We start from the raw sequence: 21,992 nt of genomic DNA, 5'->3' as shown, positions 1-21,992 counted from the left end.
TGCTTAAATTTCAATGTAAAAAAATTACAAATGAAATTATTTTATGATCTGCAAGTCTTTAGGGAACTTTGTAAGAACTTTTGCCCCGTCTGCAGTAATATATATGTCATCTTCTATCCGAACACCGGCCACATTTGGTACATAGATACCTGGCTCAATCGTGTAGATCATACCTTCCTCAATAATGAGTGGGTTTGTTTCTGTCAATGATGGATACTCGTGGACGCTAATTCCGAGCCCATGACCGAGTCTATGTGGAAAATATTCTCCATAGCCCGCATCAGAAATAATTCGACGGGCAGTCAGGTCTACTTCTGCAGCTGTTACTCCTGGCTTGCTTACTTCAATTGCAGCCAGCTGAGCTTTTAATACAGTGTCATAGATGTCTTTTTGCTTGTCATCAATGTCCCCGTAAGCCACAGTTCTAGTGATATCTGAACAATACCTATCAACAACCACACCCAAATCAAATAAGACAAGATCTCCTTTTTGAATTTTCGTCTCTCCTGGATTTCCATGTGGAGAAGCGGCATTAGCTCCGGTAAGAACCATGGTTGAAAACGACATTTCGGTAACGCCCTTTTGTTTTAAGGCGTACTCTAAAGCATTTAGTATTTCCAGCTCTGTTTTGCCTTCCTTAATTTCACTAGCCCCGAATTCAACGGCGAAATCAGCAAGAGCACATGCTTCTTCAATAATTTTTAATTCCTTGGCGTCTTTAATCATTCGAAGCATGCGCAATTTTTCTTCAGCAGAAACAAAGGCTGCTTGTGGGAATAATTTTGAGAGGTGTTCATAGCGTTCTACATTCATATGTTCTTTTTCAATGGCTGCTTTTGATACACTCTTTATTCTATTATTAATAGAATTTAAAATCATTTCCCATGGGTTTTCGATATCACTATAACCTAGAATTTCATGGTCCCAGCCTGACCGTTTGGCATCGGGCACTTCCATTGCAGGGCAGACAAGGAATGGCTCTTCCGTTTGAAAGACTGCAAGTGCGAGCAGCCGTTCATGTGGATTGGTGTAATATCCGCTTAAATAAAATACATTCTCTGAAGAGGTTAGAAAACTAACTTCTATATCGTTTTCCCTCATCCATGATTGAAGTTTAGTTAATCGTTGATTCATGTTAACTCCCCCTATGTAATTCATATCCTATTTGAGAGTATCAATTAAAACATGAAAAGTAAACTTTCGATACATTTAGGTCTACCTGCTTAATTTCGATAATCTAGGATTATACTAGAGATTATGGAAGGAATTCCATTCATTGTATGGAAATAAGTAAAGGAAGAAAATGAGGGGAGCGAATGTGATGAAAATATCATATCACGGACATTCAGTAGTTCAAATTCAAACAAATGGAAAAAATATTATAATTGACCCATTTATTAATGGGAATCAATTAACAGACTTGAAAGTGGATGAAACAAGCCCTGATGTCATTATCTTATCACATGGACACAACGACCATGTCGGGGATACGGTCGAGTTAGCAAAGAAAAATAATGCTCTTGTTGTGGCCAACCATGAACTTTCCACTTACCTAAGCTGGCAGGGAGTGAACACCCATGGCATGCATATTGGCGGAGCCCATCAATTTGAGTTCGGCAAAGTTAAATTAACGCAAGCTTTTCACGGTTCAAGCTATACATCGGAAAATAATGAAATCATTTATTGTGGCATGCCTGCTGGGATTTTATTTATGAATGAGGGAAAAACCATTTATCACGCTGGAGATACCGGATTATTTTCAGATATGAAACTAATTGGTGACCGCCATCCGATTGACGTAGCGTTCCTGCCAATAGGTGATAATTTTACCATGGGTCCTGAAGATGCAGCATATGCTGCAAAACTGCTAAGAGCTAAAACAGTTGTACCAATTCACTTTAATACATTCCCGCCAATTAAACAGGATCCTTTCAAGTTTATAGAAATGCTGGAAGATAAAAACGGAAAAGTACTCCAACCCGGCGAAGCATTTGAATTTTAAATGTTCTAGGTAATTTACATACTTTTTTCGCTCCCCTATGCATAAATATGGAACAAGCAGTCTTTATAGGGGAGGAAATGAAGATGAAAAAGAACAGATATTTACTTTGCCTGTTACTCTGTGGCTTCTTGCTTTATTATGGAGTCCCGCGCATATCCATTTATGCCGATGGTGCCGAAGGGATATTTTCAGTAGCCTGGCTTGCATTTGCGTTAATGGTCATTGCCGGAAATCTAACTGGTTTGCTTTATAGCCCAAAAAGGCAGGGTCAAAAACCTCATGTCGAGCGACGAGTAAAGAGGAAATCCAGATCCTTTCATTGATAATTAACGGCAATGTGAGAATCCGCATTGAATCAAGGCTTTTAACACTCTATAATAAAATTTATACGTAATCCGGATTATTCGTAACTGAATGATTGGAACTTGACTATAAAAAGGGTGAAGGTCTTGGCCACAAAGCATGAACAAATTTTACAATATATAGATGGACTCCCAATTGGGGAAAAAATATCTGTCAGGCAAATTGCTAAGGCGATGACTGTGAGTGAAGGTACTGCCTACCGCGCGATTAAGGAAGCGGAAAATAAAGGATATGTTAGTACCATCGAACGCGTTGGAACGATTAGAATCGAACGGAAGAAGAAAGAAAACATTGAAAAGCTGACTTTTGCAGAAGTAGTAAACATTGTTGATGGACAGGTGTTAGGCGGAAGAACAGGGTTGCATAAAACATTAAGTAAGTTTGTGATTGGTGCAATGAAATTAGAAGCCATGATGCGCTATACGGAAGCTGGAAACCTGTTGATTGTTGGAAATCGAACGCAGGCACATGAACTAGCCTTAAAAGCAGGAGCCGCTGTACTCATTACCGGTGGATTCGATGCGGAAGAACATATTAAGAAACTAGCAGATAAACTCGAAATACCGGTGATCTCAACTAGCTATGATACGTTTACGGTTGCAACAATGATTAACCGGGCGATTTATGACCAATTGATTAAAAAAGAAATAATACTGGTTGAGGATATTCTAACGCCTCTTGTCGATACTTTTTATCTCAAAACCACGGATAAGGTGTCCAGATGGCACGAATTTAATCAACAAACTGCTCACAGTCGCTATCCTGTTGTCGATCAGAACATGAAAATACAAGGGATGGTTACAAGCAAAGATATTTTAGGTCAAGGTATGGATACTACTATCGATAAGATTATGACCAAACACCCAATGTCTGTTAATGGGAAAACAAGTGTGGCCTCAACTGCGCATACAATGGTCTGGGAAGGAATTGAAGTTCTTCCTGTTACGGATGATGCTAACCGGCTAGAGGGGATCATCAGCAGGCAGGACGTATTAAAGGCCTTACAAATGAACCAACGGCAGCCACAGGTGGGAGAAACCATTGATGATATCGTTACCAACCAAATGGTATTAATTCAGGGTAAAGCTAAAGGAGAAGAGGTTTACTCTTGTGAAGTAACACCACAAATGACTAATCATCTGGGAACCATTTCATATGGCGTTTTTACTACCATCGTCTCCGATGCTGCCAATCGAGTGTTACGATCCTATAAAAAAGGTGACCTTGTTGTTGAAAATATGACCATTTACTTTATTAAACCAGTTCAGATGGAAAGTACATTAGAAATATATCCAAAAGTACTTGAAGTAGGGCGCAAATTTGGAAAAGTGGATGTTGAGGTTTTCAATGAAGGCGTATTAGTCGGGAAAGCGATGATGATGTGTCAACTGCTAGATCGAAGTTAGAAAGAAAAGCGGAAGCTACTTGGCACTGGATCTAGATAGTTATCGAAATAAACAAAGCCGCTTCATAAGAGAAGCGGCTTCAGACTTTTTATTTTTGTAATTCAAAATTCTTTGCTTCCTCGATTGCGAAAGGAAGGTAATGCTTGTATTTTTTGTAACCAATCCAGCTGAATATGGCTCCATAAACAATAAAAACTGCGGCAACAATATACATAACCGTTGTTTCGGAAATAAATAACATGTGATTAATTCCGAATAAAGAGACAAAAAGCCCTAATGCAATATTTGATTTAGCCGCAAGCCATTTCTTTTCTACTAAACGGTTGCTTCTGATGTATTTTGTTTTATAAAATAGGTAGAAAGCAAAGAGTATAGCAATTAATATAACAAGTACAAACATATTATTTCCTCCAAGCATAGAAAATCTTCTATTATTGTACCTGTAAAAACAAAAAAAGACCACCATGGTTTATGAGTTGGTAAAGGAGAAGCGCCCATGATTGAGCAAATATTAGCAGAGATTGAAAAATATGAAACCATAATCATTCACCGTCACGTCCGTCCAGACCCGGATGCATATGGTTCACAAGGCGGCTTGGCAGCTATTTTACAAGAATCCTTTCCGGATAAAAAGATTTATGCTGTTGGTCTAGAAGAACCAACTCTTCATTACATGCGCAGGCTGGATGTGATTGAAGATGAAGTTTACAATGGGGCATTAGTAATCGTTTGTGATACTGCAAATGAGGAAAGAATTTGTGACAAACGATACACACTTGGTGATAAATTAATAAAAATTGATCACCACCCAAATGAAGACCCATATGGTGATTTACTATGGGTGGATACAAGTGCCAGCTCATGCAGCGAAATGATTTATGAATTTTATCTAAAGGGACAAGCCAAAGGGCTAAAAATGAACGATTCAGCAGCTAGACTTCTATACGCTGGTATAGTCGGCGATACGGGCAGATTTCTATTCCCGAGTACAACAGAAAAAACGCTGGGCTATGCTGGAGAATTGATCCATTATAATTTTTCTCGTACCGAGTTATTTGACAAGATGTATGAATTAGATCTCAATATCGTTAAATTAAACGGATATATACTTCAAAATTTTGAACTTCAGGAAAACGGTGTTGCATCGGTTAAATTAACAAAAGAACTTCTCGAAGAATACAATGCAAAACCAGCAGAAGCATCACTGCTTGTCGGAATATTAGGGAATGTAAAAGGGATTAAGGCATGGGTATTCTTTATTGAGGAAGACGAGCAAATAAGAGTCCGGCTGCGTTCCAAAGGCCCAGTTATTAATGTAGTTGCAAGAAAGTTCAAAGGAGGAGGACATCCACTAGCTTCCGGAGCCTCCATCTATTCGTGGAACGAAGTAGACGATGTATTAAAAGCACTTGGTGAAGTTTGTGAAACCTATTCTTTAAGCAAATAGAAAAAATCGGCCCTCGTAGAAGGGGCCGATTTCTTGTTATTCAAACTGAATCTCTAGTTGAATGGAAAGGTTGGTATAAAAAACCATTTCTTTAACCTTGAGTTTATATCTTTTATCATTTATTTTTACGGGCTTATTTTCAATAATCTTTTTCAGAAGGTCCTTACTTTTATAGACGGTTTCAATATCTTTTGCTAGCATCATACTAATATCATCTTTCACTGAGTCTTCTGTCTCTAAAACACTTAATGAGTCAAGTTTATACTTTTCCCAGTTTGTAATTCGAATATTGATTTTCTGTACCGTCAGCTGTTCGATATTCCGTTTGTTGATTTCTTTATATTCTTCTTGCCAAATTTTTTTCTCCTCGTTTAAGTCCACAATCTCCTGGGCTTGTTTCCGAATTAATTCGGTGTTCTCTTCCTGCCAGACTCCGTAAATATATAAAAAAATGCACCAGCTTATAGCGCCCCCGACGGCCATTCCTGCAAAAAAACGCTGCCAGGCAGGTTTTCGATATAATGGCGGAATTCTCATGATGAGATATGCTCCTGTGTTAACCAATTAATGATAAGGGCACCAGTCTGGGCACCACCTAAGGCGGAGAGGATTAATAAAAACTGTTTAAAAAGATCCTTTGTATCGGCGTTAAATAAACCTCTTTCAAATGTATAAACCGCGTCGAACGTTCCACCTATAGCGGATACAATGGCCCAGATTCTTAGCGCTGAAGATAAGCGATAAACAGTTGTCAGCGGCGGCTGCCCGGTTAGGAATGAAGCAATTCCCCCTATAAGTGATCCGCCGAGTACGACTCCCAAGGCAATAAAGTAGCTTTCAATAAAAGCAGGAAAAAAACCAATCTCTTTCATCATGTCAACCGCCTCTACACATAGTCAATACCCAATACTCATGTATATGGACAAACTAATAGAAATATGTTTTTTAAAATGGATAGGATTAGGCTCCCCGGACCGCCCGCGGAAAGCGAAGCGCCTGGAGTGGAAATCAACAGGCAAATTTACCAGAGCATAAAATGAGAACATATTTTCCTTTTTGGCAATTAAGTTTTATAATAGAGGGAGAGATTTTCGAATTAAGGGGGTGACAATATGTCTTTTATTCACCTGCATGTATATAGTGCCTATAGTTTATTATCAAGTACGGCATCAGTCCCGGATTTAATAAAAAATGCACAGTCAAAAGGTTTTTCTGCCATTGCGTTAACGGACAGGAACGTCATGTACGGAACCATTGAATTTTATAAATTGTGCCAAAAAAATAATATGAAACCTATTATTGGATTAACAGTGGATGTGGAAAGTGAGTACACCTCTAATGAATCCTTTCCACTAGTCTTACTCGCTGAAAATGATTCTGGTTATAGAAATCTTTTAAAGATATCTAGTACCGTTCAAACCAAAACGGATCATGGAATCCCTTTGAAATGGCTGAAACATTATTCAGATGGTCTCATTGCGCTTACTCCTGGTCTCGAAGGAGAAATTGAGCAGTTGCTCATTAATGGCGACGAGGAAAGGGCTAAAGAACTAATTAGAAAACTAGATTCCATTTTTGGCAAGAATAACTTTTTCCTAGCAATTCAAAATCACCAACTCGAACAAGAAACAAAAATGAGAAATATGCTTACTAGTTTGTCCAAAGAAATGAATGTCCCGATTGCAGCCACAAATCAGGTCCATTATTTAGAAAAAGAAGATATGTTTGCCCATGAGTGTTTGTTAGCCATAAAAAATGGTGATAAATTGCAAGATGACCACAGAGAAACGTTAGAAAACGATCAGTTCTATTTAAAAACTGCAAGTGAAATGGTCGATTGTTTTTCAGATTTCCCCGATGCATTAGAAAACACAATCCGAATTGCTAACAGATGTCAATTTAACATTGAGTTAAATAAAACCTACTTGCCTGCATTTCCAACAGAAAAAGGGATTCCTGCTGAGGACTACCTTGAAATGTTGTGCAAACAGGGATTAAGTGAACGTTTTTCCTCGCCTGCGCAGGAATATTTTGAACGGTTGTCCTATGAATTAGCGGTCATTAAACGGATGAAGTTTAGCAATTATTTTTTAATTGTGTGGGATTTTATGAAATACGCACGTGAGAATGGGATTTTAACTGGGCCTGGGAGGGGTTCAGCAGCGGGTTCATTGGTGGCTTATGTTTTATACATTACAGATGTGGATCCACTAAAGCATAATCTACTATTTGAGAGGTTTTTAAATCCTGAACGAATTTCTATGCCGGATATAGATATTGATTTTCCAGACCATCGCCGTGATGAGGTGATTAACTATGTTGCAGGAAAATACGGTGAACTGCATGTCGCACAGATCGTTACCTTTGGAACGCTTGCAGCCAAGGCAGTACTTAGAGATATTGGCAAGGTATTCGGGTTAAATTCCAAGGAGCTTGAACATGTATCAAGGATGATCCCGTCACGATTAGGAATTGACCTTAAAGGTGCCTATAAAGAATCAGAAGCCCTAAGAAAGTTTATTAATGAAAGTCCTATGAATAAACGCCTATTTGAAACGGCTTTAAAACTAGAAGGACTGCCGCGTCATACTTCCACACATGCAGCTGGTGTAGTCATAAGTGAGAAGCCGCTCATTGATTTAATCCCCATCCAACGAGGGTCTAACCATGTTTTTCTAACACAATTTTCAATGGAACATCTGGAGGAAATCGGCCTCTTAAAAATGGACTTTCTAGGCTTGCGGAACCTTACATTGATTGATTCAATTGTATCCTCAATCACACGTAAAACAGGTAAGAAAATAAATATAGGTTCGATACCATTAGATGACACATTGACTTTTGCGCTATTAGCCAAAGGTGAAACAACGGGTGTATTTCAGCTGGAGTCAGAAGGAATGCGCAAGGTTTTAACACGTCTTAAGCCTTCCCGATTTGAAGATATTGTTGCAGTCAATGCCTTATACCGCCCAGGACCAATGGAAAATATCCCGCTCTTTATTGATAGGAAACACGGTATTCAAAAAGTTGACTATCCACACCCTGATTTACGGCCAATCCTTGAGAATACATATGGTGTTATTGTCTACCAAGAACAAATTATCCAAATAGCTTCAAAAATGGCTGGATTCTCACTTGGTGAAGCCGATTTATTAAGACGGGCAGTTGGAAAAAAGAAAAAGGATATTCTTGATCAAGAGCGCAGCCATTTTGTTCAAGGAGCCCTAAAAAAAGGGTATGAACATACCTTAGCTAATGATATTTATGATTTAATCGTTCGCTTTGCTAACTATGGATTTAATCGAAGTCATGCCGTTGCCTATAGTATGATCGCCTATCAATTAGCATATTTAAAAGCAAATTATCCGGTTTATTTTATGGCTGGTCTGCTTACCTCGGCAATAGGAAACGACACGAAAATAGCACAATACGTGATGGAGACGAAACAAAAAGAAATCACAGTCCTGCCACCATCCATCAACTATAGCGGGTACTCCTTTCAAGTGGAACAAGAGGGAATCCGTTTCAGCCTGGCAGCGATAAAAAGTGTGGGGGCTGCTGCCTTAAAAGAAATCTTTCAGGCCAGGAAAAAGAAAAAGTTTGTTGACTTATTTGATTTTTGTATTCGGGTATCTACTAAAGCCATCAATCGAAAGACGCTCGAGTTCCTGGTTCACTCTGGCTGCTTCGACGAATTTGGTGAAGATCGTGCTGTATTGCTTGCTAGTTTAGATGTGGCGATGGAACATGCACAAATATTTAAACCGGCTGACAATAACCAATTTGATTTGTTTGAAGATGAATTCATGCCAAAGCCGAAATACCTGCAAGTGGATCCAATCAGCCAGGAGAATAAGCTGACATTTGAAAAAGAGGCCCTTGGTTTTTATCTTTCTGACCATCCGGTATCTATTTACGAAGAGCAGCTGAAACGAAGTGGTGCACAATCCTTATTTGGAATAACTCATAAGAACCAGCGGGTCGCTACTGGAGTATATATCACCTCAATGAAATCAATTCGCACCAAAAAAGGTGATTCAATGGCCTTTTTAACGATCAGTGATTCAAGCGGTGAAATGGAAGCCGTCGCCTTTCCTAATGTATACAAGAAATATTCGCACCTATTAGGACATGGGAAGTTTACATTGCTCGAGGGGAAAATCGAAGAACGTGATGGGAAACAGCAATTTATCATTCAACACGTTTTTCATATAGAAGAGTGGCTAAAAACAAAAACAAGTAAACAATCAGTATTATATTTGAAAATAATAGAGGAAAAACAAGATGACAAATTACTTTTCCAAATTCACCAGCTCATTAAAGAAAACCAAGGAACTGCATCCGTCATTTTACACTATGAAAAAAGCCGCAAAACAATAAAGTTAGGTGAAGAAAATAATATCAATCCAACCTTTGAATTATTGCAATTATTAAGAGGGATGCTTGGCCCGAAAAATGTCGTCCTGAAGGAATAATTCTTTACAACTATCACAGATATGTTATAGTGATAATGAGACAAGTGTGGTCTGACCACTAATAATAGCGGGCTGCATAAGTGAGAAAGTTTGTAAATGTTTGTAAAAATTTGAGGGGTGGATATCTTGACATTACGTGAAGAAGCATTACATATGCATCGAATTAACAAGGGAAAGTTAGAGTCGAAATCAAAAGTTCAAGTCCGAAATGCACATGATCTTAGCTTAGCTTATTCACCAGGTGTTGCAGAGCCATGTAAAGATATCTATGAGAAACCAGAATTGGTTTACGAATATACCATGAAAGGGAATATGGTTGCCGTTGTTTCCGATGGAACAGCTGTTCTTGGACTGGGGAATATTGGACCAGAAGCAGCCCTGCCTGTAATGGAAGGTAAGTCAGTATTGTTTAAAAGTTTTGCCGGAGTTGATGCATTTCCAATCTGTTTAAACACAACCGATGTAGACAAAATTGTTGAAACGGTGAAATTGCTTGAACCTACTTTTGGCGGCGTTAATTTGGAAGATATTGCTGCGCCCAATTGTTTTGTCATTGAAGAACGATTGAAAAAGGAAGCAAATATCCCAATATTCCATGATGACCAGCATGGTACAGCTATTGTAACAGTAGCAGGGCTTGTTAATGCACTAAAGTTAGTTGGCAAAAAAATGACCGAAATTAAAGTTGTCGCAAACGGTGCCGGCGCTGCTGGGATTGCAATTATTAAATTGTTATATAGTTATGGTGTAAGGGACATAATTATGTGTGATACCAAAGGAGCCATTTATGAAGGGCGTCCACAAGGTATGAATTCGGTGAAAGCTGAAGTTGCAAAGTTTACAAATCGGGATAATCTATCAGGAAGCCTTGAAGATGTAATCAAAGGTGCGGATGTATTTATTGGGGTTTCAGTTGCAGGTGCACTTTCTAAAGAAATGGTCGCGTCCATGAATTCTGATTCTATTATTTTTGCAATGGCCAATCCGGACCCTGAAATTATGCCAGCTGATGCAAAAGCTGTTGGAGCGAAAGTGGTAGGAACTGGTCGTTCAGATTTTCCAAACCAAGTTAACAATGTTCTAGCCTTTCCAGGAATTTTCCGTGGTGCACTCGATGTTCGCGCTACACATATAAATGAAAAAATGAAAGTTGCGGCAGCAGAAGCTATTGCCAACCTGATCAGCCCGGATGAACTTAATGCGGATTATGTTATTCCAGGACCTTTTGATCCAAGAGTCGCACCAGATGTAGCCGCAGCTGTAGCAAAAGCAGCGATGGAAACAGGTGTTGCCCGTATTAAGGTTGATCCAGAAGAAATAAAGGAAAAAACAAAGAGGCTCGCTATTATTGGTAAAAGTGAGTGATCGGTAAGTGGTAAATAACACCAAGGTCTACTTAGAAGTTGTTAAGCAACTACGAGAAATGATTACCAATGATGGTTTAGAAACTGGAGATAAGATTCCTTCTGAACGTGAATTGTCTGAGCGCCTGAATTTCGGGCGCTCTTCCATTAGAGAGGCCCTTAGAGCATTAGAATTGCTTGGTCTAATTGAAACAAGACGTGGTGAAGGGACGTTTATTCGGGATTTTAGGGGAAATCATCTCGTTCAGTTGCTTAGTACATTTATTTTGCAAGATGAAAAAGCGAAAAGAGATGTGTTTGAAACAAAGAACTTTATTGAGATGGATTGCCTTCGATTAGCCATTCATAAAATAGATGATCAAAGTATTGAAAACTTAAAAAAATGGGTGAATCAGCAAGGAATTATAGATGATAATGATTTTTTTTATCAAATAGTTGAAATCGCAGATAACCACCTCTTTGCTAGAATTTGGTCCATCTTAAAGGATTATTACTACTCTTTTGGTTCAAGCAAGATGATCTATTCTCGTGAAAACTATTTAAGCTTGCTTGAGGCTTTAGCCGAAAAAAATGAATCGAAATTATTGACTGCTTATAACGGTTTACGGAATTTGTCAGTTTTTAACGACAAATACTAACAGATTTTGAACACATTTTATTTTATAGTGAAGTTTATCCAAGTCCAAAGAAAACTAGGTGTTTTTTAACTATAAGTGGTCTGACCACCCATGAGAAGCTATTAGGTATGAAGTAAAGCAACAATAGAAAAACTTTTAATATGTAATTATTGGAGAAACCTAACATTTGGCGTTACCGTAGCACAAAGGAGGTAGAATTTTGGCGCTTAAAGATCTGTTTTCAAAGAACCAGACAAAAAAGAAGAAATATGCTCAAATACCGACGGAAACTGCAAAAAGTGATGTACCTGAGGGCATAATGACAAAGTGTCCATCATGTAAGAAAATCATGTATACTAAAGAATTGCTAAAAAATCTAAAGGTTTGTTTGAATTGTGGACATCATTTTCCAATGAACTCAAGGGAACGTTTAGAAAGCTTTATTGATGAAGGAAGCTTCGTAGAATTTAATGAAAGTATGATTTCTAAAAATCCATTAAATTTTCCTGACTATCTTGAAAAGCTTGAAAAAGATCGGGAAAAAAGCAAGATAAATGAGGCTGTTGTAACTGGAATTGGAACAGTTAACGATCATAAGGTTGTCCTCGCCATCATGGATGCTTCGTTTCGAATGGGAAGTATGGGCTCCGTTGTCGGCGAAAAAATTACACAAGCTATTGAAAAAGCGGATGAGTTAAATCTCCCTTTTATTATTTTTACCGCATCAGGCGGTGCCAGGATGCAGGAGGGTGCACTAAGTTTGATGCAAATGGCCAAAACTAGTGTTGCGTTAAAGAAATTTAGTAATAATGGTGGACTAATCATTTCAATTATGACTCATCCAACAACTGGCGGGGTTTCTGCAAGCTTTGCGTCATTAGGTGATTTCAACCTTTCCGAACCCGGTGCGCTTATTGCTTTTGCGGGACGAAGAGTAATCGAACAATCCATACGTGAAGAATTGCCAGAGGATTTCCAAACATCCGAGTTCCTATTAAAACATGGGCAACTGGACGCAATCATTCATCGGACGGAATTAGTTGAGAAGATCACCAATATTCTAGAAATCCATCAACCTGGAGGTGAGCTCAGATGGTAGGAGAATTAGAATTTGAACGCCCTGTAATCGAATTAAGGAAGAAAATCTCTGAGTTACAGGAGTTCACCAAAACAGCTGATGTTGATTTAAGTTCAGAAATAGAAAAATTAGAAAAAAGACTTGAAAAACTTGAACAAAGCATATATGAAAATATTAAGCCATGGGACCGGGTACAAATTGCCCGCCTTCCTAACAGGCCGACAACATTAGATTATATACCTTATTTGTTTGAGAATTTCTTTGAATGTCATGGCGACCGTACCTTTGCTGATGATGAGGCAATTGTAGGCGGGGTTGCTAAATATCGAGGATTACCAGTTACAGTTATTGGTCATCAGCGTGGAAAAGATACAAAAGAAAATATTCGCAGAAACTTTGGAATGCCACATCCAGAAGGATATCGAAAAGCACTTCGATTAATGAATCAAGCGAATAAATTTAATCGGCCGATTATTTGTTTCATTGATACTAAGGGTGCCTATCCTGGGAAGGCCGCAGAAGAACGAGGACAAAGTGAAGCGATTGCCCGCAATTTATTTGAAATGGCTGGATTAAAGGTTCCTGTCATTTGTATCGTGATTGGCGAAGGCGGAAGCGGTGGTGCACTTGCACTTGGAGTAGGTAATCGGATATATATGCTCGAGAATTCCACATACTCGGTTATTTCTCCAGAGGGTGCTGCAGCTATTTTGTGGAAAGATGCATCATTAGCTAGAAATGCAGCCGAAACGATGAAAATAACTGCTCCTGATCTAAAGGAACTAGGCGTTATTGATGATATTATCCCAGAGGTTAAGGGTGGAGCTCAAAGGGACGTCATGAAACAAGCAGAGGAAATCGATCATATACTGAAGAATGCTCTGCAGCAGCTTCTTAAGCTTTCAGAAGAGGACCTTATTTCTGATCGTTACAATCGTTTCAGAACCATTGGTGAATTTGCCACCATTAATGATTACATTGGTGTGAATTAAAAATAATGTGCTCATAATTTATGGGCACATTATTTTTTTGACCATTTCACACAATGTTCACGAGAATTCCACAAAAAAACCAATGTTTCCGCTTACACATAAGAATAAAACGTTTCCATTTAACTGACTATTCCGACTCTTAAATTTACTAATATCATAAGGTTGTTATAGTTATTTCTTCGTGTTATTTTATAAATATTCGCGGGTTTTATGTAAATAATAAAAGAAGTAATTTATAAAACTCTTTGTTCCTTTTTTTTTACTACATATGGATTTATACATAATTTCCTAATCAAATAACTGAGGTGAAAGCTATGAAAAAAATAGGAGTTCTTACAAGTGGTGGAGATTCTCCGGGGATGAATCCAGCGATTCGTGCTGTTGTACGGAAAGCCATTTATCATAATTTAGAAGTATATGGTATTTACGGAGGTTATACGGGGTTAATTTCTGGTAATATTAAAAAACTCGAGTTAGGCTCGGTTGGCGATATTATTCAACGCGGAGGAACTATGCTGCAATCTGCTCGCTGTCCAGAATTTAAAACCAAAGAAGGACAACAAAAAGGAATTGAACAGCTTAAAGCACATGGAATTGAAGGATTAGTGGTAATCGGCGGCGATGGTTCATATATGGGTGCGAAGGCTTTAACAGAACATGGCTTTCCGTGTGTGGGAGTTCCTGGTACGATTGATAATGATATTCCTGGAACAGAACTTACAATTGGGTTTGATACAGCATTAAATACCGTGATTGATTCATTAGATAAAATTCGGGATACCGCTACATCTCATGAAAGAACTTTTGTCATTGAAGTAATGGGACGAAACGCAGGTGACCTTGCTCTATGGGCAGGACTAGCGGGTGGTGCAGAAACAATTTTGATTCCTGAAGAAGGTTATGACATGGATGATATTGTCGACAAACTTCGTAAAGGGCATGAGCGTGGTAAAAAGCATAGTATTATTGTGGTAGCAGAAGGTGTATGCAGTGGTGTAGAGTTTGGGAAGCAGGTAGAAGAAGCAACCAACTTTGATACCAGAGTTTCTGTCTTAGGGCATATTCAACGTGGTGGATCACCAACAGCTGCTGACAGAGTCCTTGCTAGTAGATTAGGAGCCAGAGCCGTTGAGCTTTTGATTGAAGGAAAAGGCGGTCGTGCGGTAGGGATTGAGAAAAATCAACTAGTGGATTATGACATAATTGAGGCTCTTGGTCGTGAACATACCTTAGACCTTGATTTATATAAACTTTCGATGGAATTATCAATTTAAGAATTAAATTAAGATAACTTTAAGTGCTTTTTTAATATAGGAGGAAATCACGGATGTTACGAAAAACAAAAATTGTTTGTACGATCGGTCCAGCAAGTGAAAGTGTAGAAAAATTAACTCAATTAATCAATTCGGGAATGAACGTGGCTCGTTTGAATTTTTCACATGGTGATTTTGAAGAACACGGAGCACGAATTAAAAATATCCGTGAAGCAGCAAAACTAACTGGGAAAACAGTGGCGATCTTGCTTGATACAAAAGGTCCTGAAATTCGGACAAATAATATGGTAAACGGTGCAATTGAGCTTGAGGCTGGAAATAATATAATTGTCTCTATGATAGAAGTTGAAGGGACCGTTGATAAGTTTTCCGTTACATACCCTGGATTAATTGATGATGTCCATGTTGGTTCTAAAATTCTTTTAGATGATGGCTTAATTGGTCTAGAAGTTACGGATGTAGATAAAACAAATAAAGAGATCCATACGAAAATTTTAAATAGTGGTACATTGAAGAATAAAAAGGGCGTGAATGTCCCAGGTGTATCTGTTAACCTGCCGGGTATCACAGAAAAAGACACACAAGATATTCTTTTTGGAATTGAACAAGGAATTGATTTCATTGCTGCATCATTCGTGCGACGTGCAAAGGACGTATTAGAAATTCGTCAGCTTTTAGAAGCGAATAAAGCAACACATATCCATATTATTCCTAAAATTGAGAATCAAGAAGGTGTTGATAACATCGACGAAATTCTGGAATTCTCAGACGGTTTAATGGTAGCACGTGGTGATTTAGGCGTTGAAATTCCTGCTGAAGAAGTACCACTAGTTCAAAAAATGTTAATTAAGAAATGTAATGCACTGGGGAAACCTGTGATAACAGCAACACAAATGCTTGACTCCATGCAAAGAAATCCACGCCCAACTCGCGCTGAGGCAAGTGATGTAGCGAATGCGATTTTCGACGGTACCGATGCAATTATGCTTTCAGGTGAAACAGCAGCAGGACAATATCCAGTAGAAGCTGTCCAAACTATGCACAATATTGCTTCCAGGGCAGAATCCGCATTAGATCACAAAGAAATTCTCTCAAGCCGCAGTAAAGATACAGAGCACAATCTTACTGATGCAATCGGACAATCTGTTGTCCACACTGCCTTAAATCTTGAAGTGAAATCCATTATTACCCCAACGGAAAGTGGACACACGGCTAGAATGATTTCTAAATATCGCCCGAAAGCAGCGATTGTAGCGGTAACTTCTATTGAGCATGTTTGCCGTAGGCTATCCCTTGTTTGGGGTGTTTACCCGCAGTTTGGCAATATTGCGACCACAACAGATGAAATGCTCGATAATGCGGTTGAAGCGAGCTTAAATAGCGGTATAGTGAACCGTGGTGATTTAGTAGTCATTACAGCAGGTGTCCCTGTTGGTGAAGCTGGTACCACGAACCTAATGAAAATTCATGTGGTTGGAGATATCATTACTAAAGCACAAGGCATTGGCCGTAAGTCTGCATTTGGGAAAGTGGTTATCGCACATGATGCTAAAGAGGCTTTGGATAAGGTAAAACAAGGTTCCATTTTGGTAACGCTAGGTACCGATCGTGACATGGTCCCAGCTCTTGAAAAATGCGCTGCTGTGATTACCCAAGAAGGTGGATTAACAAGCCATGCGGCTGTTGTTGGTCTAAACCTAGGCATCCCTGTGGTTGTAGGGGTAGAAAATGCTTTTGGTTTGTTTAAAGAAGGTCAAGAAATAACCGTTGATGCTAAACAAGGTGTTATTTACAACGGTCACGCTAGCGTATTATAAACTGTTTGTAAAAAAAGGAAGGGGAAACCCTTCTTTTTTTATATCTGACAAAAAGATCCCCATTCGTAATATAATGATACTAAGCCTTTTGGAAAGGGGACAATCTATGCGTTATTTATTTCTATTAATCATAGTCATTCCAGCTCTGGATATTGGTGTACTGCTTTTTTCAGGAAAGACAATTGGTGTATGGCCTACCATTGCCTTAATTATTTTAACTGGAGTTATTGGGGCTTATTTAGCCAAGAGAGAGGGCTTGCAGACGATCCGAAGGGTTCGAGAACAGTTGAGCTATGGACAACTTCCAGGAGATGCTTTATTAGATGGAATATGCATTTTAATCGGTGGAACACTGCTTTTAACCCCCGGATTTATGACTGATGTATCCGGTTTCTTCTTCCTTTTTCCACCAACCCGTAAGCCGATAAAAATATTAATCATAAAAATGTGGCAAAGGAAGATTAATAAAGGGAATATAAAAATAATAAAATAAAAGTCAGCTTCCGATTAGGGAGCTGACTTTTTACTTAAAAGCATTTATTTTTCTTTCCCCATGATAAATCCCCATAAATCATGAAAAACATGGGCCCGATAAAGAGTACTAATGATTACTAGAGTGACAGGACCAACAATTAATCCTAATAATCCAATTAATTTAAATCCGACGAATAAGGCAATCAGTGTTGCTAATGGATCGAGGCCAATATTAGATGAAAGGATCTTTGGTTCCATAATCTGCCGCTGGACGAGAACAATGATATAAAGAACACCTAATCCGATGGCAAGCCCCATATTTCCACCAATCGCCGCATAAATAATCCAAGGAACAAAAACAGCACCTGTTCCCAAATAGGGAATAATATCGACAATGCCAGTGACTAAAGCAATTGTTATTGCATAATCAACACGGAGGATAAGTAGGCCGATTAGAATAATTACTGTTGTAATGGAGATTAATGTTAATTGGGCTTTAATAAATCCAAAAAGCGCCTTTTTTAAATCGATAAAAACCGATCTGCTACTTGCTTTTGCTTTCTCGGGTAGAAGTTTGCCGCCAAATGTCGAAAATCGGTACCAATCTTTGCTAATAAAAAACGTAGCCAATAAAGAAAAGATTAAAACTGTCGCTGCATTCGGAAGCCAAGCAATAATATTGGGAATAATCCCGAATAAATTTTGAATAAAACTCCCAACAGTGGTGCCGATTCTAGTCCCGACATTCTGAATATTACTAATAATGGTATCCTGCTGCCCAGAATCAAGTTTTTTAAAGACGCTAGATAATTGTTCATAAATCGGCAGGATCTGCGCTGTGAAATAATTCTCTATATACTCTATTAACGTATCAAGATGTTTTGGTACCACAGTAGATAAATAATTTGCACCCGAAACAATTTCAGCGATAAGGAGTGTAATAAGTCCTGCAAATAAAGCAAAAATAATAATGAGTGCAATAAAAACTGCCAAGGCACGAGGCATCCTTGCCTTTCCTTCAAAAATGTCAACAAGCGGATTAATCAAAAAGGCAATAATTAAACCTATCAAAAATGGATAAATCAGTTTTGATATATAAAAACAACATAAAAGTCCTAAAACAATTGCTCCAATGACAATGATAAATCGTATTGTCCGGTTTACATACTTTAAATTCAAAGACAAACCTCCTTATAACGGAAATTATCATAATTCCAGTTTAACATTTTACGAAATAATCTGCATATTTTAACTAATAAATATCCTTTTGAAAATATTACAATCACTTTTTGGAAGAACAGTCGTAATGGAATATAACGGAAGTCTGGCATTAACATAAATTTCGCTCATGGATTGACATTATGTTACGATAATTTTGATAAGAAAGGGTGAAGTCATGTTAAACGAGTCAGTCTTATTTTTACTATTACTGCTAGTCATAGGTTTTATCGCGAAAAATAGTTCATTACTAATCGCAATTGCTGTCCTCCTAGTTTTAAAAATTGGAGGATTAGATACTAAAGCATTTTCATTTATACAGTCGAAAGGAATCAATTGGGGGGTAACGATTATAACCATTGCCGTATTAGCACCGATTGCAAGTGGAGAAATCGGTTTTAAAGACTTAACTGGAGCGTTTAAATCCTCCTTTGCATGGATTGCCCTTATCTCTGGTATGATTGTCGCTCTTCTTGCAAAAGGAGGGGTAAAATTATTAGCCGATGACCCCCAGATTACCACAGCATTAGTTCTTGGAACAATCCTATCTGTGTCTATTTTCAAAGGGGTAGCAGTTGGTCCCTTAATTGGCGCTGGAATCGCCTATACCGCAATGAAAATTTATGGTTTTTTTTCGTAGATTTTTTGTAAAATAATATTTTTTTCACTTTTCTAAGCCTTTCCATTCACAAAAATCTGATAATTGTTTATAATAGGCTTGTAAGCGTTTCTTTTTTTACATAAACCACTTATATATGCTGATTGCTTATTAACTAATTTTAGCCTAAAGAAATAGCATTTTAATTGTTTGCTTTTTACCCGAGCAGTCGCTCAGTTAATTTAAAGGATGGACAATGGGATTTTTTCACTTTACTGGTATGGGGAAATTTAGAATGAGAAGGAGAGATTTACTATGACAGTAACACGCGGTCTTGAAGGGGTAGTGGCAACAACTTCCTCCATCAGCTCAATTATTGATGATACGCTTACTTATGTTGGCTATGACATTGACGATTTAGCTGTAAATGCTAGTTTTGAAGAGGTAATCTATTTATTATGGCATCGTAATTTGCCGACAGCAGACCAGTTAACTGAATTGAAAAAACAACTTGCTGAAAATTCGGCATTGCCACAGGAAGTAATTGAACACTTTAAATTGTTTCCAATTCAAGAAGTACATCCAATGGCTGCCCTTCGTACAGCCGTTTCGCTTTTAGGTATTTATGATGATAAAGCAGATTTAATGGATGCTGATTCAAATTATCAAAAAGCTATTCGCCTTCAGGCAAAAATGCCTGCGATTGTTGCAACATTTGCCCGTATAAGAAAAGGGTTAGAGCCAATTGCACCTAAACCAGAACTAAGCTTTGCAGCCAATTTCTTATACATGTTGACTGGGAAAGTACCAGAACCAATCGCTGTTGAAGCGATTGATAAAGCGCTTGTATTACATGCGGACCATGAATTAAACGCATCTACATTTACAGCCCGTGTATGTGTAGCTACATTATCCGATGTTTATTCTGGTGTAACTGCTGCAATTGGTGCTCTTAAGGGACCATTACACGGTGGAGCAAATGAAGCGGTCATGAAAATGTTAAAAGAAATTGGTACGCTCGAAAATGTTGAACCATATGTACGTGGTAAGCTTGAGAAGAAAGAAAAAATCATGGGCTTTGGCCATCGTGTCTATCGAAAAGGAGATCCACGTGCCAAGCATTTAAGAGCCATGTCTAAAAAATTGACTGAATTAACAGGCGAACCACAATGGTATGATATGTCTGAAAAAATTGAAAGTATTGTAACAGGGGAAAAGAATCTGCCGCCTAACGTGGATTTCTATTCTGCTTCTGTTTACCACAGCTTAGGGATTGACCATGATTTAATGACACCAATCTTTGCAGTAAGCAGAGTATCAGGCTGGCTTGCTCATATTCTTGAACAGTATCAAAACAACCGCTTAATCCGCCCGCGTGCAGATTATACAGGTCCTGGAATGCAAAAATATGTACCAATTGAGCAACGAGGTTAATTATTTACTTTTGTCGCAATAATTGGTCTAATAAGAATGTATGATAAGGTTAGAGACAAACATCTCTAACCTTTCCATAAGTCATAACGTAGCTTTTTTACATAATAGGAGGGAAAATCAACTATGCAAGGCGAAAAAATTACAGTTACTAACGGAGTATTAAACGTACCAAACAATCCAATTATTCCATTTATTGAGGGTGACGGAATCGGACCAGATATTTGGGCAGCTTCTGAGCGAGTTTTAAATGCAGCTGTTGAAAAAGCGTATAAAGGTGAACGCAAACTAATCTGGAAAGAAGTTTTAGCTGGAGAAAAAGCATTCAACCAAACTGGTGAATGGCTGCCATCTGAAACACTTGATGTAATCAATGAATATTTGATTGCTATTAAAGGACCATTAACTACACCGGTTGGCGGCGGAATTCGTTCGTTGAATGTTGCACTGCGTCAAGAGCTAGATTTGTTTGTCTGCTTACGTCCAGTTAGATGGTTTGAGGGTGTTCCTTCACCGGTTAAACGTCCGCAAGATACAGACATGGTTATTTTCCGTGAAAACACAGAAGATATTTATGCAGGTATTGAATATGAAAAAGGTACAGAAGCAGTTAAAAAGGTAATTGACTTTTTACAAAATGAAATGGGCGTTAACAAAATTAGATTCCCAGAAACTTCTGGTATCGGTATTAAGCCTGTTTCTGAACAAGGTACTTCTCGTCTAGTCCGTGCGGCAATTAACTATGCCATTAAAGAAGGCCGTACGTCAGTTACACTTGTACACAAAGGGAATATCATGAAATTTACTGAAGGTGCATTTAAAAACTGGGGCTATGAGCTTGCTGAGAAGGAATTCGGTGATAAAGTCTTTACATGGGCACAATATGACCGTATTAAAGCGGAGCAAGGTTCAGAAGCGGCTAATAAAGCTCAAGCTGATGCAGAAGCAGCAGGCAAAATTATCGTAAAAGACGCCATTGCTGATATCTTCTTACAACAAATTCTTACACGTCCACGTGAGTTTGATGTTGTTGCAACAATGAACTTAAATGGAGATTTCATTTCAGATGCACTTGCTGCACAAGTTGGCGGTATTGGTATTGCACCAGGTGCTAACATCAACTATGAAACAGGACATGCGATTTTTGAAGCAACACACGGTACTGCACCTAAATATGCAGGTCTTGATAAGGTGAATCCATCATCTGTTATTTTATCAGGTGTGTTATTGCTTGAGCACCTAGGCTGGAACGAAGCCGCTTCAATGGTTATCAAATCAGTAGAAAAGACAATTGCTTCTAAAGTTGTAACATATGATTTTGCTCGATTAATGGAAGGCGCAACAGAAGTAAAAACTTCTGAATTTGCTAGCGAGCTTATTAAGAACATGGAGTAAAGGGTTGATGCAGATGTGGGCTGTTCTTTAAATAGCCCCTC

The 21,992-nt window shown here is 38.4% G+C and carries 20 protein-coding genes; 15 read left to right on the top strand and 5 right to left on the bottom strand.

Going from position 1 to position 21,992, the window contains the following annotated elements:
- Positions 1-36: 36 nt before the first annotated feature.
- Positions 37-1,134, bottom strand: coding sequence for a M24 family metallopeptidase (locus COJ96_RS14410; protein WP_098574436.1), 1,098 nt, complete (start codon positions 1,132-1,134; stop codon positions 37-39).
- Positions 1,135-1,321: 187 nt separating this feature from the next.
- Between COJ96_RS14410 and COJ96_RS14405 the strand changes: the two genes are divergently transcribed.
- The 3 genes from COJ96_RS14405 to COJ96_RS14395 all read left to right on the top strand — a co-directional run bounded on the left by COJ96_RS14405 (position 1,322) and on the right by COJ96_RS14395 (position 3,771).
- A complete protein-coding gene (locus COJ96_RS14405; protein WP_098574433.1) occupies positions 1,322-2,002 on the top strand; it encodes a metal-dependent hydrolase in 681 nt (226 codons plus the stop codon).
- An 83-nt stretch (positions 2,003-2,085) separates the two neighbouring features.
- Positions 2,086-2,325 (top strand): hypothetical protein, encoded by a 240-nt coding sequence (locus COJ96_RS14400; RefSeq protein WP_098574430.1) that lies wholly within the window; start codon positions 2,086-2,088, stop codon positions 2,323-2,325.
- A gap of 126 nt (positions 2,326-2,451) precedes the next feature.
- Entirely contained in the window at positions 2,452-3,771 is a 1,320-nt protein-coding gene (locus COJ96_RS14395; protein ID WP_098574427.1) for a CBS domain-containing protein, read from the top strand.
- Between the two features lie 88 nt (positions 3,772-3,859).
- Here COJ96_RS14395 and COJ96_RS14390 read toward each other — a convergent pair whose 3' ends face one another.
- The gene (locus COJ96_RS14390) at positions 3,860-4,171 is read right to left on the bottom strand and encodes a YtpI family protein (RefSeq protein WP_098574424.1); all 312 of its coding nucleotides are present in this window, start codon (positions 4,169-4,171) and stop codon (positions 3,860-3,862) included.
- A 96-nt stretch (positions 4,172-4,267) separates the two neighbouring features.
- Between COJ96_RS14390 and COJ96_RS14385 the strand changes: the two genes are divergently transcribed.
- Positions 4,268-5,218: a DHH family phosphoesterase gene (locus COJ96_RS14385; protein WP_098574421.1), complete on the top strand. Its 951-nt coding sequence runs from the start codon at positions 4,268-4,270 to the stop codon at positions 5,216-5,218.
- A gap of 36 nt (positions 5,219-5,254) precedes the next feature.
- On the opposite strand, the gene ytrI is transcribed toward COJ96_RS14385, so the two are convergent.
- Together ytrI and ytrH are read right to left on the bottom strand one after the other, a co-directional pair.
- Positions 5,255-5,755 (bottom strand): sporulation membrane protein YtrI, encoded by a 501-nt coding sequence (gene ytrI / locus COJ96_RS14380; RefSeq protein WP_098574418.1) that lies wholly within the window; start codon positions 5,753-5,755, stop codon positions 5,255-5,257.
- Positions 5,752-6,093, bottom strand: a complete 342-nt coding sequence (ytrH, locus tag COJ96_RS14375) for a sporulation membrane protein YtrH (RefSeq protein WP_180230121.1) — start codon at positions 6,091-6,093, stop codon at positions 5,752-5,754. Before ytrH ends, ytrI begins: the two co-directional genes overlap by 4 nt.
- Before the next feature lie 237 nt (positions 6,094-6,330).
- On the opposite strand from ytrH, the gene dnaE reads away from it, so the two are divergent.
- The 8 genes from dnaE (at position 6,331) to COJ96_RS14335 (ending at position 17,328) form a co-directional block, all read left to right on the top strand.
- On the top strand, positions 6,331-9,693 hold the full coding sequence (gene dnaE / locus COJ96_RS14370; RefSeq protein ID WP_098574415.1) for a DNA polymerase III subunit alpha: 3,363 nt from the start codon (positions 6,331-6,333) through the stop codon (positions 9,691-9,693).
- A gap of 126 nt (positions 9,694-9,819) precedes the next feature.
- Positions 9,820-11,058 (top strand): NADP-dependent malic enzyme, encoded by a 1,239-nt coding sequence (gene ystJ / locus COJ96_RS14365; RefSeq protein ID WP_098574412.1) that lies wholly within the window; start codon positions 9,820-9,822, stop codon positions 11,056-11,058.
- Between the two features lie 7 nt (positions 11,059-11,065).
- Positions 11,066-11,695: a FadR/GntR family transcriptional regulator gene (locus tag COJ96_RS14360; protein WP_098574409.1), complete on the top strand. Its 630-nt coding sequence runs from the start codon at positions 11,066-11,068 to the stop codon at positions 11,693-11,695.
- A 199-nt stretch (positions 11,696-11,894) separates the two neighbouring features.
- Complete coding sequence (accD, locus tag COJ96_RS14355) at positions 11,895-12,773, top strand: acetyl-CoA carboxylase, carboxyltransferase subunit beta (RefSeq protein WP_098574406.1); 879 nt, start codon at positions 11,895-11,897, stop codon at positions 12,771-12,773.
- Positions 12,767-13,744, top strand: coding sequence for an acetyl-CoA carboxylase carboxyl transferase subunit alpha (accA, locus tag COJ96_RS14350; protein WP_098574404.1), 978 nt, complete (start codon positions 12,767-12,769; stop codon positions 13,742-13,744). The genes accD and accA overlap by 7 nt, the downstream gene beginning before the upstream one ends.
- 314 nt (positions 13,745-14,058) lie before the next feature.
- Positions 14,059-15,018, top strand: a complete 960-nt coding sequence (gene pfkA, locus COJ96_RS14345; RefSeq protein WP_098574401.1) for a 6-phosphofructokinase — start codon at positions 14,059-14,061, stop codon at positions 15,016-15,018.
- Between the two features lie 53 nt (positions 15,019-15,071).
- Positions 15,072-16,835, top strand: coding sequence for a pyruvate kinase (gene pyk, locus COJ96_RS14340; protein WP_098574398.1), 1,764 nt, complete (start codon positions 15,072-15,074; stop codon positions 16,833-16,835).
- A 106-nt stretch (positions 16,836-16,941) separates the two neighbouring features.
- Positions 16,942-17,328 carry an FxsA family protein gene (locus COJ96_RS14335; RefSeq protein ID WP_098574393.1) on the top strand — a complete coding sequence of 129 codons (387 nt, stop codon included), beginning with the start codon at positions 16,942-16,944 and terminating at the stop codon, positions 17,326-17,328.
- A gap of 44 nt (positions 17,329-17,372) precedes the next feature.
- Here the strand turns inward: COJ96_RS14335 and ytvI are convergent, their stop codons facing one another.
- A complete protein-coding gene (gene ytvI, locus COJ96_RS14330; RefSeq protein WP_098574390.1) occupies positions 17,373-18,488 on the bottom strand; it encodes a sporulation integral membrane protein YtvI in 1,116 nt (371 codons plus the stop codon).
- 217 nt (positions 18,489-18,705) lie between these two features.
- Here ytvI and COJ96_RS14325 point away from each other — a divergent pair, with 217 nt between their 5' ends.
- The 3 genes from COJ96_RS14325 (at position 18,706) to icd (ending at position 21,951) form a co-directional block, all read left to right on the top strand.
- Positions 18,706-19,167, top strand: a complete 462-nt coding sequence (locus COJ96_RS14325; RefSeq protein ID WP_098574387.1) for a DUF441 domain-containing protein — start codon at positions 18,706-18,708, stop codon at positions 19,165-19,167.
- Positions 19,168-19,440: 273 nt separating this feature from the next.
- A complete protein-coding gene (gene citZ / locus COJ96_RS14320) occupies positions 19,441-20,559 on the top strand; it encodes a citrate synthase (RefSeq protein WP_098574384.1) in 1,119 nt (372 codons plus the stop codon).
- Positions 20,560-20,682: 123 nt separating this feature from the next.
- Positions 20,683-21,951, top strand: a complete 1,269-nt coding sequence (icd, locus tag COJ96_RS14315) for an NADP-dependent isocitrate dehydrogenase (protein WP_098574381.1) — start codon at positions 20,683-20,685, stop codon at positions 21,949-21,951.
- Positions 21,952-21,992 lie beyond the last annotated feature (41 nt).

The sequence above is a fragment of the Bacillus sp. AFS073361 genome, from assembly GCF_002567005.1.
Taxonomy (GTDB): Bacteria; Bacillota; Bacilli; order Bacillales; family Cytobacillaceae; genus Neobacillus.
This window is presented reverse-complemented; position numbering and strand designations above follow the sequence as displayed.

Coding starts and splice junctions, on each gene's coding strand:
- ytrH (WP_180230121.1), bottom strand. CDS start 6,093: ATGATGAAAGAGATTGGTTTTTTTCCTGCTTTTATTGAAAGCTACTTT.
- COJ96_RS14410 (WP_098574436.1), bottom strand. CDS start 1,134: ATGAATCAACGATTAACTAAACTTCAATCATGGATGAGGGAAAACGAT.
- pyk (WP_098574398.1), top strand. CDS start 15,072: ATGTTACGAAAAACAAAAATTGTTTGTACGATCGGTCCAGCAAGTGAA.
- icd (WP_098574381.1), top strand. CDS start 20,683: ATGCAAGGCGAAAAAATTACAGTTACTAACGGAGTATTAAACGTACCA.
- citZ (WP_098574384.1), top strand. CDS start 19,441: ATGACAGTAACACGCGGTCTTGAAGGGGTAGTGGCAACAACTTCCTCC.
- COJ96_RS14385 (WP_098574421.1), top strand. CDS start 4,268: ATGATTGAGCAAATATTAGCAGAGATTGAAAAATATGAAACCATAATC.
- COJ96_RS14335 (WP_098574393.1), top strand. CDS start 16,942: ATGCGTTATTTATTTCTATTAATCATAGTCATTCCAGCTCTGGATATT.
- ytrI (WP_098574418.1), bottom strand. CDS start 5,755: ATGAGAATTCCGCCATTATATCGAAAACCTGCCTGGCAGCGTTTTTTT.
- COJ96_RS14405 (WP_098574433.1), top strand. CDS start 1,322: ATGAAAATATCATATCACGGACATTCAGTAGTTCAAATTCAAACAAAT.
- COJ96_RS14400 (WP_098574430.1), top strand. CDS start 2,086: ATGAAAAAGAACAGATATTTACTTTGCCTGTTACTCTGTGGCTTCTTG.
- accA (WP_098574404.1), top strand. CDS start 12,767: ATGGTAGGAGAATTAGAATTTGAACGCCCTGTAATCGAATTAAGGAAG.
- COJ96_RS14325 (WP_098574387.1), top strand. CDS start 18,706: ATGTTAAACGAGTCAGTCTTATTTTTACTATTACTGCTAGTCATAGGT.
- pfkA (WP_098574401.1), top strand. CDS start 14,059: ATGAAAAAAATAGGAGTTCTTACAAGTGGTGGAGATTCTCCGGGGATG.
- COJ96_RS14390 (WP_098574424.1), bottom strand. CDS start 4,171: ATGTTTGTACTTGTTATATTAATTGCTATACTCTTTGCTTTCTACCTA.
- dnaE (WP_098574415.1), top strand. CDS start 6,331: ATGTCTTTTATTCACCTGCATGTATATAGTGCCTATAGTTTATTATCA.